Genomic DNA, 19,456 nt, shown 5'->3' with positions numbered 1-19,456 from the left:
AGCCGAGCAATCTTTCATCGATTCATAACTAGTTAATTTATGACTAGTTAAGTCATGAACTACCGTCGAACGGGGCTCTGCGGGAAACTCCCCGCCCATTCCCAACCGATCGAACCCGCGCGCCGCGCCGTCCGCCACCGAGCCACGATCCGCCGCGCGCACCGCCCGCCCCTGTCCGAACCTCTCCCGCTCGGGTACGCTTGAGCATCCCCGAACCGACACGCACATCCAAAAGCGGAGGCGCGATGAAGCTCTACTACTGGCCCAAAACCCGGGCATTCCGGGCGCTGTGGATGCTGGAGGAAATCGGCGCCGTCTACGAGCTCGTGCCGATCGACCTGCGTTCGCACGAACAGGGCAGCGACGCGTTCGTCCAGGTCAATCCTATGGCCAAGCTGCCCGCGCTCGACGACGGCAGCGAGCCGTTCGCCGAATCGGGCGCGGTGCTGCTCTATCTCGCCGATCGCTGCCCGGGCGCCGGGCTCGGCATCGCGCCGGACGATCCGCTGCGCGGCCGCTTCCTGCAGTGGATGTTCTTCACGCCCACCTGCCTCGAACCGGCGATGGCCGAGAAATTCACCGGTGCGTCGGGCAACCCCGTCGCGTTCGGCTGGGGCAACATCACGCGGGTGCAACGTGCGCTCGCGCAAACGCTCGCTCACAGCCGCTGGCTCGTCGGCGACCGCTTCACCGCGGCCGACCTGTTGCTCGCCAGCACGCTGAAGATCGCGTTCGACGCGCATCTGCTGCCGCACGAAGGCGTGCTCGGCGACTACGTCACACGCGCCGAGGATCGCGACGGCCACCGCCGCGCGATGGCGGTCGAACAACGTGAAGCGTCACGTCTGCTGCATCCGTGACGCGTGCGCGGCGCGCGGTCGGTGGCGGCGGTTGCGGCGGCCGCATCCGCGCACCGGCGCCCGTTAGCGCCGGTCGCCAACGTCATGCAGCGGGCCCGGACGCCTGCGCCGCCGGGCCGCTCTCGATCACGCCCGGCGAACCGCGTTCGTCGCTCTCGGCGTCGACCGGCACGACCTCGTGAAAATGCGTGTAGTCGATATGCGTGATGCCGTCTTCGTCATGCATCAGGTCGACATAGCGGTGACGCCAGCGGATGTCCGCATGCGTCCATGAGTAGCGCGCCTGCATGACCTGCGCGGTCGTCTCGTCCGAGCCCTCGATCGTGATCAGCAGCGTCGCGTCGCGCGCGGCGAGCGATTCGGCCGTCTCGCCGAACAGCGGGCTCGTTTCGTCGATCACGTGCATCAGGTTCCAGCCGAGCAGGAAGATCGGATGCTCGCTGCGCACGAGCGGCAGGTCATGGATCTTGCGCAGCGTGTAACCCTCGTGCGTCCCCTCGACGCGCATCAGCCGCAGCTTCGCCTGCGCTTCGGCGATGACGTTCTGGCGCGCATTCGCGGCACGCACCATCAGCGTCATCCGCCCGTTCAGCGGGCGCACGATCGCCAGCCGCGCGAACAGAATCTTCGCCTGCGGCCGCGAAAACCGCGCGAACACGAGCCCGGTCGCCAGCGCGATGCCCGACATCCCGATGAAGATCTCGAAGGTCGAGACCACGTGCGCGTAGACGGTCTGCGGATGCATGTCGCCGTAGCCGACCGTCGCGAGCGTCTCGACGCTGAAGAAGAACGCACCGACGAAGCCGGCCGGCGACTGGTTCGCGATCGCGTCGTGGCCAAGCAGGTAGAGCGCCGCGAAGCCGCCGTTGAGCAGCAGGAACAGTATCGCGAGCGACAGGAAGAATACGGGCCAGCTCACCGTCAGCGCACGGTGATAGAGGTCGCGCCAGCCCAGCGGCGGCATCCCGTATGCGACAACGGGGCGGGTGCCCGACCAGAGCTTGCGGCCACGGCCGCGGGAAGCTGGGGAGGACGAATCGACGTTCATCGCGCGAGGCCGGAAGCAAGAAGGCGATGAGCGTAGCACGCGGGGCGGCGGCGGGGAATGCGCAGCGATGCGGGGCGATGCGTAGCGGCGTTGCGCGTGCGTCGCGAGCGATGCGTAGCGGCGTTGCGCGTGCGTCGCGAGCGATGCGCAGCGGCCTTGCGCGCGCCGGCGCGAAAAAAAGCCGGCCGCATCGGCGGCCGGCTGCGCGGTCATCCTGCCGGCACGCGCGCGGCGTGCGGCGTGCCTACTTGCGGTCGACGATCACGCGATCGAACGTGCCGCCGTCGGCGAAGTGGGTTTTCTGCGCGTTCGCCCAGCTGCCGAAAACCTGCTCGACGCTGAACGTCTTCAGCGGCTTGAACTCAGCCGCATGCTTCTTCAGCACGTTCGCGTCCCGCGGACGCAGATGGTGCTGCGCGATGATCTCCTGCGCCTGCGGCGTGTACAGGTAGTCGAGATACGCCTGCGCGATCTTGCGCGTGCCCTTCTTGTCGGCGACCTTGTCGACGACGGCGACGGGCGGCTCCGCGAGGATGCTCGCCGACGGGTACACGGCGTCGAATTCCGCCCCCGACGCACCCGTGTCCATCAACGCGACTTCGTTCTCGAACGTGACGAGCACGTCGCCGATGCCGCGCTGCGTGAAGGTCGTCGTCGCGCCGCGGCCGCCCGAGTCGAGCACCGGCACGTTGCGGAAGATCGCCTTCTCGAAGTCGAGCGCCTGCTGGTCGGTCGCGCCCTTCTGCTTCTGGTAGCCCCACGCGGCGAGATACGCGTAGCGGCCGTTGCCGGACGTCTTCGGGTTCGCGATGACCACCTGCACGCCCGGCTTCGCGAGGTCGCTCCAGTCCCGGATCGCCTTCGGGTTGCCCTTGCGCACGAGGAACACCATCGTCGTCGAGTACGGCGAGCTGCTGTCGGGGAAGCGCGCGCGCCAGTCCTTCGGCAGCAACTGGCCGCGCTCGGCGAGCAGGTCGATGTCGTTCGGCTGGTTCATCGTCACGACATCGGCCTGCAGCCCCTGCAGTACCGATAGCGCCTGCGCGCTCGACGCGCCGTGCGACTGCTTGATCGTCACGGTTTCGCCGGTCTGCTGCTTGTACGCGGCGGCGAAGCCCGAGTTGATGTCCTTGTACAGTTCGCGCGTCACGTCGTACGACACGTTCAGGATCGACGTGTCCGCGTGCGCGGCCGTTGCCGCCACGACCAGCGCCGCCGCGGTGCCCGTGTGCAGCCAGCGACCGATCCCCTTGATGCTTGCCATCGTGATATGCCCCGTGTCCAGTGGTGTTGAAGGTGCGTGACGGCACGCGTGCGCGCTGTCATCGAAACGTAAGCGGGCATTCTAGCGGCCGGGCGTCGCGCGCCTTCCAATCTGTCGTGGAAAGCAAATCTCGAATTCTGCTAACCGGCGCATGCGCGCTCGCGTGCGCGCCGGATCCGATGTTAAGATCGCCGCTCAGCCCTTTTCACGGTTCATCCATGTCCGCTGCCCTGCGCTCGTCGTCGATCCTTGCCGCCATCGCGGCAGGTGCGCGCGCGGCCGGGCTGAAACTGAAAAAACGACTCCTCGACTGACGGGGACGTCGCGTCCCGTCAGGCGAATGCCGGACGGGATGCCCGCAGGTCGTTTCTTTTCCTTGCTCGCACGCCTCGCTCCGGCCCATCGCCGGCGGAACGGTTCCTTCCCACTCCGTTTCCACCATGAGGCTTTGCATGCACACACGTTTCGAAGGTATCTGGCTGCCCATCATCACGCCGTTCCATAACGGCGAGGTCGACCACGGCGCGCTCGCGCGACTCGCGCGCCACTATGCGGCGGCCGGTATCGCGGGTTTCGTCGCGGGCGCGACAACCGGTGAAGGCGTGCTGCTCGACGCGCGCGAACAGGACGCCGTGTTCGCGACGCTGCGCGACGCGGTGCCCGATCTGCCCGTCGTCGTCGGGCTCACCGCGAGCGCGACGCACTTCGCGGCCGCCCGCGCACGCGAGCTCGCCGCGCTGCGGCCCGACGGGCTGCTCGTCACGCCGCCCGTCTACGTTCGGCCGACGCAGGACGGCATCCGCCGCCACGTGGAAGCAATCGTCGACGCGGCCGACCTGCCGGTCCTCGTCTACAACATCCCGTACCGCACCGGCGTGAACGTCGAACTGGAGACGCTGCAGGCGCTCGCGCGCGACCCGCGCGTCGCGGGCATCAAGGAATGCGGCGGCACGCTCGACCGGATGAGCCGGCTCGTGCACGACACGCCGCTCGCGATCCTTTCCGGCGACGACAACCAGAACTTCGCCGCGCTGTGTGCCGGCGCCCATGGCGCGATCGCGAGCAGCGCGCATGTGCTGCCCGAATGGCATGTGCGCATCCATGCGCTGCTGCGCGACGGCCGGCTCGCCGACGCGCGCGAGCTGTCGGTCGCGCTGCAGCCGCTGGTCGCGGCGCTGTTCGCGGAGCCGAATCCGGCCCCGGTGAAGGCGGTGCTGGCCGCGCAGGGGTGGTGCGAGGACGGCTTGCGGCTGCCGTTCGTGCCGGCGAGCGACGGGTTGCGGGGGAGGCTGGCCGAAATTCTCGCCACGCTCGGGGTAATCGCGCCGGCCAGCGCCGTCGCATAGGCCGCGACGCGACGCGCGGCTCGGACAATGGGCGCTGCTGACGAAGCGCTCATCCGCGCCCGAGATCAGTTCAGCTCGCGCGCCCGCGCGCTAAGCTTCGGGTCGTTGGTCACGATCCACAAGAAGATGTGCGTATCGAGCAACAGGCGCATCAGCGTCCCTCGAACGCATCCAGCAGATACGCCGGCAACGGTGCGTCGAAATCATCCGCGATCCACGCCTGACCTTCTAAAACGCCGAAGCGAATGGGCACCTTCGCCGACCCGACTGAATCGACGTGAGTATCGTCAGCCGGGCTCGATACGTCGCCTTGCTGCGAAGGACCAATCGCAATGCCGTTAGGCAGGTTCGCGTCTTGCATGATGACCTCCGTTTCAGGTGTCCATCACTGTAGTCCCGTTCGCCTGATCGCTCCATTCGGCCGATCGGCAGAGGCGTGCCGACGCATACCGAGCCGCTGCTTCGGAACGTTCCGTTACGCCGCAAGCATCGCCACCTCTGCCTGCGTCGCGTCCCGCACCGCCTGCGTGACGATCCGCGCGAGCCGCTCGACGGTCGGCGTCGCCGACGACGTGCGCCGCAGGAGCATCAGCGGCAGGCTCGGCAGTTCCGGCAGCCCGAACGACGCCGCGTCGAGCACGCGCACCGACGCGGGCAGCCCATAATGCGAGCGCACCGTCAGCCCGAGGCCGGCTGCCGCCGCGGCCCACAGCCCGGCCAGGCTCGGCGTCGTGAACGCGACGCGCCACGGCACGCCCGCGCGGTCGAGCGCGTCGGTCGCCGCGCCGAAGAACCGGCACGGCCGGTCGAACACGACGAGCGGCAGCGGCTCGCCCGACGCGCGCATCACACGCAGGCTCGCATCGCCGTCGTCGGCCGCATCCGCCGGGCCGCCGCCGTCCGGCACGCCGAAACCCGCCGCCCCGACCGCCGCGATCCACTGCATCGGCACCTGCGCGATCGCGTCGCTGTCGATGCCCGCGCGCGACACGAGCGTCGCCGACGCCGGGTCGCCCCACACCAGCGCGAGATCGAGCTGGTTCGCGTCGAGCCGCTCGAGCAGCTCGGCGTTGCGCGCGACGCGCGCCTCGATCCTCACCTTCGGATGCGCACGCGCGAACCGCCCGAGCACGTCGGGCAGGATCGCTTCGCCGAAATCCTCCTGCAGGCCGACCCGCACCCAACCGTCGAGATTCACGCCGCGCACGGCCGCGGCCGCTTCGTCGTTCAGTTCGATCATCCGGCGCGCATAGCGCAGCATCGCGTCGCCGGCGTCGGTCAGCGCGAGCCCGCGCCCGGCCTTCACGAACAGCGGCGTGCCGGCCTGCTCCTCGAGCTTGCGGATCTGCGCGCTCACCGCCGACGACGAACGCGCGACGCGATCGGCAGCCTTCGCGAAGCTGCCGAGATCCACGCCCGCCACCAGGCTGCGCAACGCCGCGACGTCGAAGTTCGGCCGGGCCAGCGTGGCATCGGGTGCCGCGAGCGACGCCGCGCCGTAGGCATTGTCTTGTCCGGACATTTCAACCATCCCGTTTTATCGAACGATTCATCAAAAACTTTCCGATTTTCAGGATGAATGTAGGTCGCCACACTGGCGATGTCAATTTCCGAACGGGCTTTGTCGCCATGGATACCTCCTGCCTCGCTTCCCCGTCCTCGCGCGCGCACGACGCGCGCGGCCCGGCCCATCGCTGGCGCGTGCTCGCGGCCGGCGTCGCCGCGAACATGAGCTTTTCCGCCGCCGCGGCCGGCATTCCGACCACCGCCGTGTGGATGCGCTCGGCCTACCACCTCGACAACGGCGCGCTCGGCCTCGTGCTCGGCGCGCTCGGCTTCGGCGTCGCGCTGTCGGAGCTGCCGTGGGGGATCGCCGCCGACCGTTTCGGCGACCGCCGCGTGTTGCTCACCGGCCTCGTCGCGACGGCCGCGATGCTGGCGCTGATGGTGATCACGATCGTCCCGAGCACGCACGCGGTGCCGCCGCTGATGCGCGTCGTCGCGGCGATGTGCTGCGTCGGCCTGCTCGGCGGCAGCGTGAACGGCTCGAGCGGACGCGCGGTGATGCGCTGGTTCGGCGAGCGCGAACGCGGCCTCGCGATGAGCATCCGCCAGACGGCCGTGCCGCTCGGCGGCGGCGTCGGCGCGGCGCTGCTGCCGTCGCTCGCGTCGCATGCCGGCTTCGCCGCGGTGTACGGCGCGCTGATGCTGCTGTGTGCCGGATCGGCCGCGCTGACGTGGCGCTGGCTGCACGAACCGCCCGACGCGCCGGCCGCCGCGCACGGCCCCACCGCGCACCGCCCCACCGCGCACCCCCCCGCCACGCAGCAACCGCCGGCCGCAGCCGCGCGCAGCCCGCTCGCCAGCGGCCGCGTGTGGCGCATCGTGCTCGGCATCGGCGCGCTGTGTGCGCCGCAGTTCGCGGTGCTCACGTTCGCGACCGTGTTCCTGCACGATTTCGGCCGGCTCGGCCTCGCCGGCATCAGCGCGGCGATGGTCGCGCTGCAGGTCGGCGCGATGGTGATGCGGGTCTGGAGCGGTCGTCATACCGACCGGCACGGCAACCGGCGCGCGTATCTGCGCGGGTCGGTGTGCGTCGCGGCCGGATCGTTCGCGCTGCTCGCGGCGGCCACCGCCGGCAGCCCGCACGTGCCGCTCGCCGCGATCGTCGCGATTCTCGTGTTCGCCGGTATTTGCGTGTCGGCATGGCACGGCGTCGCGTACACCGAACTCGCGACGCTCGCGGGCGCGAACCATGCGGGCACCGCGCTCGGGATGGCGAACACGATCGTCTATCTCGGGCTGTTCGCCACGCCGCTCGCGATTCCGCCGCTGCTCGCCGTCAGTTCGTGGAGCGTGGTCTGGCTCGCCGCCGCGCTGATCGCGGGCGCGACGTACCCGCTGTTTGCACGCTAGCGGGCCGGCGCGGCACCGGTTTGCCGAATCCGCACGGGCCTTCAAAACGTGTACACGGCCGACAGCATCGCCGAGCGGCCGTCGCCGAGCTCGACCGCGGACGAGCGCGATTCGCTCCCCGACACCTGCCGCACGCGTTCGACATAGGCACGATCGAACAGGTTGTCGACGTTCAGCTGGAAGCGCAGCCGGCGGCTCACCTCGTAGCCGGCCATCAGGCTGTGCACCCAGTACGCGCCAAGCTGGCCGTCGCCTTGCGACGTCACGTTGCGCCGGCCGACGAAGTGCGAACCGTAGCCCACCGTCCAGCCCGCCGGCAACCGATAGGTCGTCCACACGTTGAATGCGTGCCGCGGCGTATTGCCGAGCGCCTGGCCCTCGCGGCGCGGCGTGGCCGGCGAGCTGAGCGTGACGCTCGCCAGATACGTGTAGTTCGCGAACAGGTCCCAGCGCGGCGTCACCTTGCCGGCGGCACCGAGCTCGACGCCGCGCACGCGTTGCCGGCCCACGAGCGCGTAGCCGCCGTCGGCCATTCGTTCGCGCGCGTTGTTCTTTTCGGTCTGGAACAGCGCGCCGTTCAGCGCGATGCCCGCGAGCCCTTCCCATTTCGCGCCGAGCTCGAAGCTCTCGTTTTTCTCGGGGGCGAGCGCGCCGGTTGCCGCGCTCACGCCGGAGCCGGTGGTCACGAGGAATTCGGCGGACGGGTTGAACGATGTGCCATAGGCGAAATACGCGCGACCGTTATCGGTCGGCTTGAACACGAGGGCTGCGCGCGTGCTCAGATGACGGTCGCCGCTCTCCGCGCGCTCGGTCGGTTTGCCGGCCGGCGTACTTTCCGCCCAGCCGTCGATCCAGTCGTGCCGCAGCCCGACGTCGACGTCCCAATGACGGCCGAGCGAGATCGTGTCGAACGCGTACAGCGCCTTCACGACGAGCGCCGTGTCGTTGCGCGCGCTGTCCTGGCGCCGCGCGGGCCCTTGCCAGAGGCCCGGCGGCGCGGCGAGCGCGAAACCGTCGGCCGGATAGAACCGGTTGAGCCCGTACGAATAGGTCGTGCGGCCGTACGTTTCCCGCGAGATCTCGAAGCCGGTGACGAGCGTGTGCCCGATCCCGAGCGTCGCGAACTCGCTCGTGATGTTCGTCTGGTTCGCCCACATCGCGGTCGACGCATCGCGGCCGTAGCCCTGCGGCCCGGCCGGCTTGTAGCGCCCGGGCGGCAGCCCCTGCAGGTTCACGTGCGACGCGGAAATCACGGTGTCGCGATTCAGGTGCGCATAGCGGCTCAGGTTCTGCACCTTCAGGCTGGACGACACATCGTGTTCGGCCTTCACGGTGAACGCGTCCGACGTGATGCGCTCGCGATCGAGATTGCGCCAGCCGAAATAGCTGTCGCGCGACACGCCGGCCAGCACCTGGCCGTTGTGCGCCGGCAGCCCGTAGTCGGGCAGGTTGTTGTCGTACTGGTGAAAATAGCCGAGCGTGACGCGCGTCGGCGTGCCGAGACCGAACGCGAGCGACGGCGCGACACCCCAGCGCCGCTTGCGGATGTCGTCGCGGCCCGGCACTTCGTTGACGTGCGCCATCGCGTTCAGGCGGAACGCCACCCGATCGTCGGTGCCGGGCAGCGGCCGGTTCGCATCGAGCGTCACGCGGCGATAGCCCGACGTGCCGAGCATCGTGCCGGCCTCCGTGGACGCGCCGGCCTTCGGGGTCTTGGTGACCAGGTTCACCGAGCCGCCCGTCGTGCCCGCGCCGCCGAATACCGAGTTCGGCCCCTTGATCACTTCGACCGCCTCGATGTTGAACAGGTCGCTGCGATTGTTCTGCGCACTGTCGCGCAGCCCGTCGATCTGCATATTCGCATTCGCGCTGAAGCCGCGAATATTGAACATGTCGCCCGAACCGCCGCCGCCCTCTCCGGCGTTGAACGTGATGCCCGCGACGTTCGACAGCGCCTCGCGCAGGCTCAGCGCCTGCTGTTCGTCGAGCACCACGCGCGGCACGACGGTGATCGTCTGCGGCACGTCGAGCAGCGGCGTCGCATATTTGGCGGAGCCCGAGCGGTCGACGCGCGAACCCGCGTCGCGCTCGCCGTGAACGAAGATCGGGCTCAGGTGCGGCGCATGCCGCGGCTCGCCCTCGTCCGCGCAGGCCGGCGCGGCCGCACAGGTCATCATCGCGAATGCGACGGACGCGCTCGCGCGGCGCGGCGGCGTCGCGCGCGACTGGATGCAACGGCTCATGTTTATTCCACTCCATTGTTGCGAATGATTCTCATTACAATGGATTGGGCGCGACGGGGCAATTGGACACGTCCGAACTTCGTTATCCGAATGAACCGTCGAACGAAGCGACCATTCAACCGACCGGCCAGCCGCGGCCGCGTGTCAGACCTGCTCGCGCGCCAGCGCGCGCCGAGCGGCCGGCCGCTCGGCCTCGCGCTGCGCATGCGCGGTCCACGCGGGATGCCGCGTCATGTCGAGCCCGATCGCGACACCCCAGCGATACAGCACCAGCAGGAACGGATCGACGATCGAATGACCGCCCGGCTCCGCCCACGTGCGGCCGTCGGCGAGCGCGGCTTCGATCGATGCGTTCGCGGCGTCGATCAGCCCGCGCCCGTGCGCGCTGATCGCGCCGTGCAGCGCGGGATCGCCGATGAAGCGCCCCGGCCGCCACAGCGTGCCGTAGCCGACGCCGTGCACCCAGCCGACCAGCCAGGCGAGCCATTCGTGGCAGCGCGCCTCGCGCAGCGGATCGTCGAGCGGCAGCAGCCGCGCGTCCGGATGACGGCGCGCGAGATACGTGAGGATCGCGGGCGTTTCGGTCAGCACACGCGGCTCGCCGGGAATCGCGAGCACGGGCACCCGTGCCTTCGGATTGATCGCGAGATAGCGCGCGTCGAGATTCTGCCGCTCGCGCACGGACACGATCTCGACGTCGAACGGCGCGCCGGTTTCCTCGAGCGCGATGTGGGCGGCGAGCGAACACGCGCCCGGCGAAAGGTAGAGACGATATGCGTTCATGGATGGCGTTGCCCGGTGGACTCGTTGAAAGACGGAACCGAGTGTAGGAGCGCGCGGCCGGCCGCCACAAACGATGAATTGTCGTGCTCGGGCATTAGTGCTACTAATGCGTGATGCGACGCATCCACCTTCCCCCGCTGCAGACGCTGCGTGCGTTCGAAGCCGCCGTGCGGCTGCAGAGCTTCACGCGCGCGGCCGACGAACTCGCGCTCACGCAGGGCGCGGTCAGCCAGCACATCCGCGCGCTCGAGGCGCAGCTCGGCCACCCGCTGTTCACGCGCGAGCGCAACGGCGCCACGCCGACGCATGCCGCGCATGCGCTCGTGCTGCAGGTGCGCCAGGGCCTGAGCGTGCTCGAACGCGCGTTCGAGCCGGCGCTCGCCGTGCGCGACCGCCCGCGCACCTGCGACGTCACGCTGAACGCGAGCGTGCTGCCGAGCGTCGCCGAGCGCTGGCTCGCGCCGCGCCTGCCGCGCTTCGCGGCCGCGCATCCGCACATTGCGATCGCGCTGCATCCGGACGCGGCGCTCGCGCCGCTGCGCAAGCGCGACCGCATCGACGTCGCGCTGCGCTACGGGCCCGGCACCTGGCCGGGCGTCGTCGCCGAGAAGCTGATGAACGAGACGGTGTTTCCGGTCGCGAGCCCCGCGTACCGCAATCGCGACGGCATCGCGCCGCGCACGCCAGCCGATCTCGTGCGCGCGACCCTGCTGCGCCACCCCGCGCAGCCGTGGGAACCGTGGTTCCAGGCCGCGCGCCTCGACCTCGTCGAATCCGCGCGCGCGCCGCGCTTCACCGATGCGAACGCGTTGATCGACGCGGCGCTGAAAGGACGCGGCGTCGCGCTCGCGCGCCGCTCGCTGATCGAACCCGAACTCGCGGCCGGCACGCTCGTGCGCGTGTCGACGGTGCGCGTGACCGACGTGTATGCGCACTACGTGGTGTGGCGCCCCGGCCATCCGCACGAAGCGGCGATCCGCACGTGGCTCGACTGGCTGCGCAGCGAAGTGCGGCGCAGGACGCCGCGACGCTGACGCGCTCAGGCCCGCGCCGGCATCGCCACCTTGTCGAGCGTGATCGGCAGATCGCGCACGCGCGCGCCGGTCGCGTGATAGACGGCGTTGGCAATCGCGGCCGGCACGCCGGTGATCCCGATCTCGCCGATGCCACGGATGCCGAGCGGATTGAAATGCGTGTCGCTCTCGTCGACGAAGGTCACGTCGAACTCGCCGATATCCGCATTCACCGGCACGTGATATTCGGCGAGGTTCGCATTCGTGAAGCGGCCGTGCCGCACGTCGAGATGCGAACCTTCCTCGAGCGCCGTGCCGAGCCCCCACACCATCCCGCCGAGCAGCTGGCTGCGCGCGGTCTTCGCATTGAGCACGCGGCCGACGCTGTACACGCCGACGATGCGCGGCACGCGGATCGTGCCGAGTTCGGCGTCGACGTGCACTTCCGCGAACACCGCGCCGAACGAGTGCGACGCATAGCGCGACTTCTCGTCGCCCGGCTTCGCCGTCGCCTGCGCGTCGATCGGATGGCCGCCCGCCCGCGCGATCACCGCGGCGGCCGGATCGCGCCGCGACGGGTCGCCGCGATGCACGAGCCAGCCGTCGTCGACCGTCACGTCGTCGGCCGCCGCGCCGTGCAGCGGCGAGCCCGGATCGGCGATCGCCAGCGCGATCAGCTTCGCGCGCGCCTGCAGGGCGGCCTCGCGCACGGCCGGCGCGACGCTCGCCGCCGATTGCGAGCCGCCCGACACCGGCGCGCGCGGCAGGCTCGAATCGCCGAGCACGAAACGCACGTGTTGCGGCGCGAAGCCGAGCGCATCGGCGGCGACCTGCGTCATCACCGTGTAGGTGCCGGTACCGATGTCCTGCGTGCCCGACGCCACTTCGGCCGTGCCGTCCGGCAGGATGCGCGCACGCGCGGCCGCCTCGCTGCGGTTCGCCGGATACGTGGCGGCCGCCATCCCGAGGCCGATCAGCGTGTCGCCGTCGCGCATCGTGCGCGGCGCGCCGGTGCGGCGCGACCAGCCGAAGCGCTGCGCGCCGACGCGGTAGCACTCGCGCAGCTTGTTGCTCGACCACGGCTTGCCGTCCTCAGGATCGACCTCGGCATAATTCGCGAGCCGCAGCGCGACCGGATCCATCCCGAGCCGCCACGCGAGTTCGTCCATCGCCGATTCGAGCGCGAACGAGCCGGGCGTCTCGCCGGGCGCGCGCATGAACGTCGGCGTGCCGACGTTCAGCGCCACGATCCGGTGCGTGGTCGCCTGGTTCGGCACCGCATACATGATGCGCGACGGCATCCCGCACATCTCCGTCCAGTCCTCGAAGGTCGACGTGGTGACGATCGAGTCGTGGCGCATCGCGGTCAGCGTGCCGTCGTGGCGGGCGGCCAGCACGATGCGCTGTTCGGTGAACGGCCGGCCGCCGACCGGGCCGAACATCTGCGGCCGCGTCAGCGCGAGCCGGACCGGGCGACCGACCTGCTTCGCGGCCATCGCGCACAGCGACACGTGCGACCACGACGATCCCTTGCAGCCGAAACCGCCGCCGAGGAACGGTGAAATCACGCGGACCTGTTCCGGCGCGATACCGAAGACCGCGGCCACCGCGGTGCTCGCGCCGGACACGCCCTGCGTCGCATCGTGCAGCGTGAGCGTCGGCCCGTCCCAGTGCGCCATCGTCGCGTGCGGCTCGATCGGGTTGTGATGCTGCATCGGCGTCGTGTAGGTCGCGTCGATGCGTACCGCGCCTTCGCGCAGGCCCGCGTCGACGTCGCCGCGCTGCGTGTCCATCGCGCGCCCCTGCTGCTTCGGCGGCACGCGTGCGGCGCCCTTCTCGCGTGCGAAATCGAGCGCGGCACCGCTCGCGCGATAGCGCACGCGCACCGCATTCGCGGCGTCGGTCGCGTGCTCGAGCGTGTCGGCGACGACGACCGCGACGGGCTCGTTACTGTAGCGCACCGCGTCGTCCTGCAGCAGCGTGAGCCGGCGCCCGGCGGGCGGCGACAGCGGCGGACGGCCGCCGTTCGGCAGCCGCATCGCATTCTCGTGCGTCATCACGAGCAGCACGCCCGGCATCGCGCGGGCGCGCGCCGTGTCGATCGACTCGATGCGTCCCGATGGAATCGTGCTGGTCACGAGCACCGCATGCGCGAGCCGCGCATCGGCAAACTCGGCCGCGTAACGCGCGCCGCCCGTCACCTTGAGTTCGCCGTCGACGCGGTCGAGCGGCTGTCCCGTCAACGTGTTCATGCGGCACCTCCCGTCGCGCCGGCGGCGAGGGTCACCGCGCGCACGATCGCGCGCTGCGCGAGCGCGACCTTGAATCCGTTGCCCTGAAGCGGCTGCGCATCGCGCAGCTCGAGCGCGGCCGCCTCGCGCAGCGCGGCATCGGTCGGCGCGCGCCCCGCGAGATGCCGTTCCGCGGCCGTCGCGCGCAGCGGCTTGTGCGCGACGCCGCCGAGCGCGATGCGCGCCTCCGCGATGCGCGGGCCGTCCATCCGCAGCGCGGCGGCCACGGCCACCAGCGCGAACGCGTAGCTCGCGCGGTCGCGCACCTTCAGATAGTGCGCATGGTCGGCGAAGCGCGGCGGCGGCAGGTCGACCGCGGTGATCAGTTCGCCGGGCTCGAGCGTCGTGTCGAGATCGGGCCGATCGCCGGGCAAGCGGTGAAACGATGCGAACGGAATCTGCCGCGCGCCGTGCGGGCCGCTCACCTGCACGACGGCGTCAAGCGCCGCGAGCGCGACGCTCATGTCCGACGGGTTCACCGCCACGCACTGCGGGCTCGCGCCGAGTATCGCGTGCATCCGGTTGTGGCCGCCGATCGCCGCGCAGCCGCTGCCCGGCGCGCGCTTGTTGCATTGCGCGAACGCCGGATCGTAGAAATACGGACAGCGCGTGCGCTGCATCAGGTTGCCGCCCACGGTCGCCATGTTGCGCAATTGCGCGGACGCGCCGGCGAGCAGCGCTTGGGACAGCAGCGGATAGTCGGTGCGAATGCGCGGATGGTCAGCCGCGTCGCTGTTGCGCACGAGCGCACCGATGCGCAGCCCGCCGCCGGGCAACGCATCGACCGTGTCGAGACCCGCGATGCGCGTGATGTCGATGAGCGCGACGGGCCGTGCGACGCCGCCCTTCATCAGGTCGAGCAGGTTCGTGCCGCCGCCGATGAACGCCGCGCCCGGCCGCTGCGCCGCGCGCACGGCAGCGGCGACGTCGGTTGCGCGTTCGTAGGAGATCGCTTCCATTGCGGTGCCCTCCGTCGGCTAGCCGCGCGCCGCGTGCGCGGCGCGCACGGCGGCGACGATGTTCTGATACGCACCGCAGCGGCACAGGTTGCCGCTCATGCGTTCGCGGATCTCGTCGTCCGACAGCTGCGCCGGGCGCCGCCGCACATCGTCGGTAACGGCGCTCGCGGCCCCGGACGAGAACTCGTCGAGCAGCGCGGTCGCGGAGCAGAGTTGGCCGGACGTGCAGTAGCCGCACTGGAACGCATCGTGTTCGACGAACGCACGCTGCACGGAGCTCAATACGCCACCGCGCGCGAGGCCCTCGACGGTCGTGATCCGCTGGCCTTCGTGCATCACCGCGAGCGTCAGGCACGCATTGATGCGCCGCCCGTCGACGAGCACCGTGCACGCGCCGCACTGCCCGCGGTCGCAGCCCTTCTTCGTGCCCGTGAGCCCCGCATATTCGCGCAGCGCGTCGAGCAGCGTGACGCGCGGTTCGAGCTGCAGCGTGTAGGCGCGCCCGTTGATGTCGAGATGAACCGGTTGTGCCGGGACCGGATCGCGGTGCGGGGCAGCCGACCCAGACGCAGCGTGTGCGGGCTGCGGATGAACGTGCGATGCGGCGCTGACCGTCGCGGCGGCGGCCGCGGATTGCAAGAAGCGGCGCCGTGCGGCACTCGACGGCGTATCGTGCGGCGACGGCAGCGCCGCTGCATGGTCGGGCGCGGGTGTCGGCGGGCCGGCATCGCGCGCGGGTTCGGCGGACGGGGACTCGGATCGATCGCTGGACATGACTTCTGCTCGCTCCATGGGGTGAATGGATGCAGATGTGCCGCCCGTGCGCGGATGGCCGCGCGCGACGGCACGCGCATCGGCGCAATTAGCAATTCCGGTGCCGCGGGTATGTGGGGGTAGCGCCCCAACGCGCGGCGCCGGCATCGACACGCGGTGCGAACGCGCGGCAAACTGGCCGCGCCGCCTTTCTTGACGCATGCATGGCACGACGCTGGCGCGTGGCTGACCGTGCGCTGGCAAAGTGGCAAAAACGCCCGCTTTTTGGGCGTGACCCGCGGCGCATCGACCGCCGATTTCCGATCGCATTCGGCGCGCCGCGCACACCGCAGGCATTGCAATGAGTCCGTCGACGCATTGCACACGCGTGTAAATACGCGCGGCCTCCGCGTCCGCTGGAAAATTCCACCATGCGAGCATGCGATGCTTCTCGAAAGCATCCGGTCAGCTTCATGAAAGCCTTTCGCGATCACGCCCCGGTTGCAAACGATTCACCGAATCGTCGCATCGCACCGGCATACTGGAAATCGTTTCCCGATCCGCCTGCCAGGAGAGAAGTCATGCGTCGCGTTGCCCTCGTCGTCGTTCTGTGTGCCGCCACCTTCGTCGCCGCCTGCAGCGACGATGCGCCGCACGACGCGCACACGGCCGACGGCTCGCCACCGGCCGGCGCATCGTCCGGCTCGGCGAGCGCATTCAACAGCGGTGCAGGCGCGAGCACCACCGCGTCGGAAGCCGCACCGCTCGCGCCGCCCGTCGTCCACTACCCGCCCGACGATGACGACGACGCCAAGCCCGCGACGAATGCGGGCGCGTCCGGCGTCGCTGCGTCCTCATCGCACTGATCCCGCCGCTCCTGTCCCGTCCCCGATCGCAGAACCGAGGTGAAACAACATGACGTCATCCAGCCGCCGCCGTTTCCTGCATACCGTCGCACAGTCAGCGGGCGCCGCCGTCGCGCTCAACGCGTTCCCTGAATCGATCCGCCGCGCGCTCGCGATTCCGGCCGCGCGCGGCACCGGCACGATCCGCGATGTGCAGCACATCGTCGTGTTCATGCAGGAGAACCGCTCGTTCGACCATTACTTCGGACACCTGCGCGGCGTGCGCGGCTACAACGACCGCTTCCCGATCCCGCTGCCGAACGGCAAGCCGGTGTGGTACCAGCCGTCGAAGGAAGACCCGACGAAACCGGTGCTGCCGTTTCGGCTCGACACGAAGACGACCAGCGCGCAGTGCCTCGGCGCGCTCGACCATTCGTGGGCGAAGACCCACGCGGCGATCGACGGCGGCCGCTACGACCAGTGGCCCGCGAACAAGACCGACATGACGATGGGCTATCACGTGCGCGAGGACATCCCGTTCCACTATGCGCTCGCCGATGCGTTCACCGTGTGCGACCACTACTTCTGCTCGCTGCCGGGGCCGACGCACCCGAACCGCGCGTATCTGATGACGGGCACGGTCGACCCGACCGGCAAGTTCGGCGGCCCGCTGCTCGACAACGCCGACTACGTCGACGGCGACCTGCCGCCCGCGTATCAGCTGCTGTCGTGGACGACCTTCCCCGAACGGCTCGAGGCGCACGGCGTGTCGTGGCAGATCTACCAGCAGGGGCTCACCTGGGCCGACCCGTACAACGGCAACTACGGCACGAACATCCTGCAGAACTTCACGAACTTCATCAACGCGAAGCCGGGTTCGTCGCTATACCAGCGCGCGCAGACGGTGCGAACGCTCGACAACCTGAAGGACGACGTGATCAACGACCGGCTGCCGCAGGTGTCGTGGCTGCTGCCGCCCGCCGCATTCTCCGAGCATCCGAAATACACGCCCGCGTACGGCGCGAACTACACGTCGCAGATCCTCGACGCGCTGACGTCGAATCCGGACGTATGGGCGAAGACCGTGCTGTTCATCATGTACGACGAGAACGACGGCTTCTTCGACCACGTCGTGCCGCCGCAGCCGCCCACCTCCGCCGCGCAGGGCGCGTCGACCGTGACGACCGACGGCGAGCTGCATACCGTCGTGAACCCGGGCCGCGGCGGCAGCTACACCGCCGACGGGCTGCCGTACGGCCTCGGGCCGCGCGTGCCGATGACTGTCGTGTCGCCGTGGTCGAAAGGCGGCTTCGTGTGCTCCCAGGTGTTCGACCACACGTCGGTGATCCGCTTCATCGGCGAGCGCTTCGGCATCGACGAGCCGAACATCACGCCGTGGCGCCGCACCGTGTGCGGCGACCTCACCGCCGCGTTCGACTTCCGCTCGTCGGATGCATCGTTTCCGTCGCTGCCCGATACGAGCCAGTACCGCTCGATCGCCGACCAGCAATCCCGCGCCCACCGTGCCCGCGACGCCGTCGCCGATCGTCCCGCAGGAGCCCGGCGTGCGGCCCGCCCGCGCGCTGCCTTACGAACTGCATGTGAACGCGAGCATCTACGGCGGCAACACGCTGCGCATCGAGTTCGCGAACCGCGGCAACCAGGGCGCGCACTTCCAGGTGTACGCGACGAACCGCACCGACGGCCCGTGGCGCTACACGGTCGGCGCGCGCCGCGTGCTGCATGCGGATTTCGACCTGACGGAGACGAACGGCGTGTATGCGTTCTCGGTGTACGGGCCGAACGGCTTCGTCCGGATGTTCGCGGGCAACGTGTCGGCGGCAACCGCGCGCCGCCGCAACCACGCGCAGCCGGAGGTGAAAGCCGGCTACGACATCGCGAACGGCAACCTGTACCTGAAGCTGCGCAACCATGGCGCAGGCCACGTCACGCTGACGCTGGCCGACAACGCATACGGCGCGCCCGCGCGCCAGGTGACGCTGCACGGCGGCGACGAACGCGTCGAGCAGTGGGCGCTCGCGTCGAGCCACCACTGGTATGACGTTACGGTGAGCGACGGCGCGAACGGCACGTTCTCGCGCCGCTTCGCGGGTCACGTCGAGAACGGCCGGCCGAGCTACTCGGATCCGGCCGCGGTGGCGCCCGTCTCCGCGTCGTAACTGCGCGACGACACTGCGCGGCCCCGGCTGCGCAGCGTCGTGACGATGAGTGTCAGACCGCGTGCGCGAGCGCGCGGTCGACGAGCGCGGCGTCGAAGCCGTCGTCCGCGTCGCGAAAGCGCAGCGGCGCCGCGCAATGCACCAGCGTGTCGACGAAATATTTCGCGCGCGGCCATGGGCCGAAGCCGGCCGCGGTGTTGATGTGCCCCGCGTCGCCGAGGTTCACGAATGCGCTGCCGAGCCGCTGTGCGAGCGTGCGCGCATCGGCGAGCGGCATCCACGGATCGGTCTCGCTGCCGATCACGATCGACGGCGCCGCGAGCCGGCGCGCGTCGAACGGCCCGGCGAACGTGAACTTCTTAGGACTGGCCGGTGCGACGAGCAGCACGCCCGCGACGTCGGCCGTCTGCGGCCATTGCGCGAGCGCATGCGCGGCCGCGAGGCAGCCGAAGCTGTGCGCGGCGAGCACGAACGGGCCGCGCTCACGTTCGAGCAGCGCGCGCACCGACTGCGCCCAGCGCCCGAGATCGGGGGCGTCCCAGTCGGCCTGTTCGACCCGCAGCGAACGCGGGAACTGCCGCTCCAGCCAGGTCTGCCAGTGGGCGCCTTCGCTGCCGTGCAGGCCCGGAACGGTCACGAGCCGCGGCGGCCACGCCGATTTGCTGCATGCGCGCATGATTGCCCTCGCTTGCTTTGCTTGGAGACGAGGTTCGATTGTGGCGCGCCGCGCGCGGCGGCCGAACCAATATTTTGTGCTTTGCTTCTGCGCGCGAGGGGCACCCGGGGGCGGCCACCGGCGACGGGCGCCCGGGAACGGCCGCCAGCGATGGGCACCCGGGGACGGCCTCCGGCGACGGGCAACCCGGCGAAGGCCACCGCGGATGGCCACCGGCGACGGGCACCCAAGGACGGCCGCCGTCGGCCACCCATGCGAGCCGCGCCGCGCGCACTGGCG

Annotated in this window: 15 protein-coding genes and 1 pseudogene; 6 read left to right on the top strand and 10 right to left on the bottom strand. The window is 70.1% G+C overall.

Going from position 1 to position 19,456, the window contains the following annotated elements; all coding sequences use genetic code 11:
* The first annotated feature begins 245 nt into the window (after positions 1-245).
* The gene (locus tag SB771_RS24875) at positions 246-860 is read left to right on the top strand and encodes a glutathione S-transferase family protein (protein WP_105834766.1); all 615 of its coding nucleotides are present in this window, start codon (positions 246-248) and stop codon (positions 858-860) included.
* Positions 861-942: 82 nt separating this feature from the next.
* Here the strand turns inward: SB771_RS24875 and SB771_RS24870 are convergent, their stop codons facing one another.
* Positions 943-1,908 (bottom strand): ion channel, encoded by a 966-nt coding sequence (locus tag SB771_RS24870; protein WP_105834765.1) that lies wholly within the window; start codon positions 1,906-1,908, stop codon positions 943-945.
* Positions 1,909-2,152: 244 nt separating this feature from the next.
* Complete coding sequence (locus SB771_RS24865) at positions 2,153-3,172, bottom strand: sulfate ABC transporter substrate-binding protein (RefSeq protein ID WP_175657029.1); 1,020 nt, start codon at positions 3,170-3,172, stop codon at positions 2,153-2,155.
* Positions 3,173-3,624: 452 nt separating this feature from the next.
* Between SB771_RS24865 and dapA the strand changes: the two genes are divergently transcribed.
* Positions 3,625-4,518: a 4-hydroxy-tetrahydrodipicolinate synthase gene (gene dapA / locus SB771_RS24860; RefSeq protein ID WP_175662546.1), complete on the top strand. Its 894-nt coding sequence runs from the start codon at positions 3,625-3,627 to the stop codon at positions 4,516-4,518.
* A gap of 151 nt (positions 4,519-4,669) precedes the next feature.
* Here dapA and SB771_RS24855 read toward each other — a convergent pair whose 3' ends face one another.
* Positions 4,670-4,879, bottom strand: a complete 210-nt coding sequence (locus SB771_RS24855) for a hypothetical protein (protein WP_175662547.1) — start codon at positions 4,877-4,879, stop codon at positions 4,670-4,672.
* 114 nt (positions 4,880-4,993) lie between these two features.
* Positions 4,994-6,040, bottom strand: coding sequence for a LysR substrate-binding domain-containing protein (locus SB771_RS24850; protein ID WP_175662548.1), 1,047 nt, complete (start codon positions 6,038-6,040; stop codon positions 4,994-4,996).
* Between the two features lie 107 nt (positions 6,041-6,147).
* On the opposite strand from SB771_RS24850, the gene SB771_RS24845 reads away from it, so the two are divergent.
* Positions 6,148-7,434 carry an MFS transporter gene (locus tag SB771_RS24845; protein ID WP_175662549.1) on the top strand — a complete coding sequence of 429 codons (1,287 nt, stop codon included), beginning with the start codon at positions 6,148-6,150 and terminating at the stop codon, positions 7,432-7,434.
* A gap of 41 nt (positions 7,435-7,475) precedes the next feature.
* On the opposite strand, the gene SB771_RS24840 is transcribed toward SB771_RS24845, so the two are convergent.
* Positions 7,476-9,677 (bottom strand): TonB-dependent receptor, encoded by a 2,202-nt coding sequence (locus SB771_RS24840; protein ID WP_175662550.1) that lies wholly within the window; start codon positions 9,675-9,677, stop codon positions 7,476-7,478.
* Positions 9,678-9,821: 144 nt separating this feature from the next.
* A complete protein-coding gene (locus SB771_RS24835) occupies positions 9,822-10,460 on the bottom strand; it encodes a glutathione S-transferase family protein (protein ID WP_175662551.1) in 639 nt (212 codons plus the stop codon).
* A gap of 113 nt (positions 10,461-10,573) precedes the next feature.
* Between SB771_RS24835 and SB771_RS24830 the strand changes: the two genes are divergently transcribed.
* Positions 10,574-11,494, top strand: a complete 921-nt coding sequence (locus tag SB771_RS24830) for a LysR substrate-binding domain-containing protein (RefSeq protein ID WP_175662552.1) — start codon at positions 10,574-10,576, stop codon at positions 11,492-11,494.
* Between the two features lie 5 nt (positions 11,495-11,499).
* Here the strand turns inward: SB771_RS24830 and SB771_RS24825 are convergent, their stop codons facing one another.
* The 3 genes from SB771_RS24825 to SB771_RS24815 are packed head-to-tail and all read right to left on the bottom strand — an operon-like array spanning position 11,500 to position 15,497.
* On the bottom strand, positions 11,500-13,725 hold the full coding sequence (locus SB771_RS24825) for a xanthine dehydrogenase family protein molybdopterin-binding subunit (protein ID WP_175662553.1): 2,226 nt from the start codon (positions 13,723-13,725) through the stop codon (positions 11,500-11,502).
* Positions 13,722-14,723: an FAD binding domain-containing protein gene (locus tag SB771_RS24820; protein WP_175662554.1), complete on the bottom strand. Its 1,002-nt coding sequence runs from the start codon at positions 14,721-14,723 to the stop codon at positions 13,722-13,724. Before SB771_RS24820 ends, SB771_RS24825 begins: the two co-directional genes overlap by 4 nt.
* An 18-nt stretch (positions 14,724-14,741) precedes the next feature.
* On the bottom strand, positions 14,742-15,497 hold the full coding sequence (locus SB771_RS24815; RefSeq protein WP_175662555.1) for a (2Fe-2S)-binding protein: 756 nt from the start codon (positions 15,495-15,497) through the stop codon (positions 14,742-14,744).
* A gap of 560 nt (positions 15,498-16,057) precedes the next feature.
* On the opposite strand from SB771_RS24815, the gene SB771_RS24810 reads away from it, so the two are divergent.
* Positions 16,058-16,342, top strand: coding sequence for a hypothetical protein (locus tag SB771_RS24810; protein ID WP_175662556.1), 285 nt, complete (start codon positions 16,058-16,060; stop codon positions 16,340-16,342).
* Positions 16,343-16,391: 49 nt separating this feature from the next.
* A pseudogene (locus SB771_RS24805) lies at positions 16,392-18,501 on the top strand (phosphocholine-specific phospholipase C).
* A 52-nt stretch (positions 18,502-18,553) separates the two neighbouring features.
* Here SB771_RS24805 and SB771_RS24800 read toward each other — a convergent pair.
* On the bottom strand, positions 18,554-19,177 hold the full coding sequence (locus SB771_RS24800) for an RBBP9/YdeN family alpha/beta hydrolase (RefSeq protein ID WP_175662557.1): 624 nt from the start codon (positions 19,175-19,177) through the stop codon (positions 18,554-18,556).
* Between the last annotated feature and the right edge of the window lie 279 nt (positions 19,178-19,456).

The organism is Burkholderia sp. SIMBA_051, from assembly GCF_046534915.1.
Classification (GTDB): Bacteria; Pseudomonadota; Gammaproteobacteria; order Burkholderiales; family Burkholderiaceae; genus Burkholderia; species Burkholderia ambifaria.
The sequence above is the reverse complement of the archived record's forward strand: the minus strand, read 5'-3'. Positions and strand labels throughout refer to the sequence as shown.

Excerpts from the sequence above, each read along its gene's own strand:
- SB771_RS24850 (WP_175662548.1), bottom strand. The coding sequence starts at position 6,040 with ATGTCCGGACAAGACAATGCCTACGGCGCGGCGTCGCTCGCGGCACCC.
- SB771_RS24835 (WP_175662551.1), bottom strand. The coding sequence starts at position 10,460 with ATGAACGCATATCGTCTCTACCTTTCGCCGGGCGCGTGTTCGCTCGCC.
- SB771_RS24855 (WP_175662547.1), bottom strand. The coding sequence starts at position 4,879 with ATGCAAGACGCGAACCTGCCTAACGGCATTGCGATTGGTCCTTCGCAG.
- SB771_RS24830 (WP_175662552.1), top strand. The coding sequence starts at position 10,574 with ATGCGACGCATCCACCTTCCCCCGCTGCAGACGCTGCGTGCGTTCGAA.
- SB771_RS24875 (WP_105834766.1), top strand. The coding sequence starts at position 246 with ATGAAGCTCTACTACTGGCCCAAAACCCGGGCATTCCGGGCGCTGTGG.
- SB771_RS24810 (WP_175662556.1), top strand. The coding sequence starts at position 16,058 with ATGCGTCGCGTTGCCCTCGTCGTCGTTCTGTGTGCCGCCACCTTCGTC.
- SB771_RS24840 (WP_175662550.1), bottom strand. The coding sequence starts at position 9,677 with ATGAGCCGTTGCATCCAGTCGCGCGCGACGCCGCCGCGCCGCGCGAGC.
- SB771_RS24845 (WP_175662549.1), top strand. The coding sequence starts at position 6,148 with ATGGATACCTCCTGCCTCGCTTCCCCGTCCTCGCGCGCGCACGACGCG.
- SB771_RS24825 (WP_175662553.1), bottom strand. The coding sequence starts at position 13,725 with ATGAACACGTTGACGGGACAGCCGCTCGACCGCGTCGACGGCGAACTC.
- SB771_RS24870 (WP_105834765.1), bottom strand. The coding sequence starts at position 1,908 with ATGAACGTCGATTCGTCCTCCCCAGCTTCCCGCGGCCGTGGCCGCAAG.
- dapA (WP_175662546.1), top strand. The coding sequence starts at position 3,625 with ATGCACACACGTTTCGAAGGTATCTGGCTGCCCATCATCACGCCGTTC.
- SB771_RS24800 (WP_175662557.1), bottom strand. The coding sequence starts at position 19,177 with ATGCGCGCATGCAGCAAATCGGCGTGGCCGCCGCGGCTCGTGACCGTT.
- SB771_RS24815 (WP_175662555.1), bottom strand. The coding sequence starts at position 15,497 with ATGTCCAGCGATCGATCCGAGTCCCCGTCCGCCGAACCCGCGCGCGAT.
- SB771_RS24820 (WP_175662554.1), bottom strand. The coding sequence starts at position 14,723 with ATGGAAGCGATCTCCTACGAACGCGCAACCGACGTCGCCGCTGCCGTG.
- SB771_RS24865 (WP_175657029.1), bottom strand. The coding sequence starts at position 3,172 with ATGGCAAGCATCAAGGGGATCGGTCGCTGGCTGCACACGGGCACCGCG.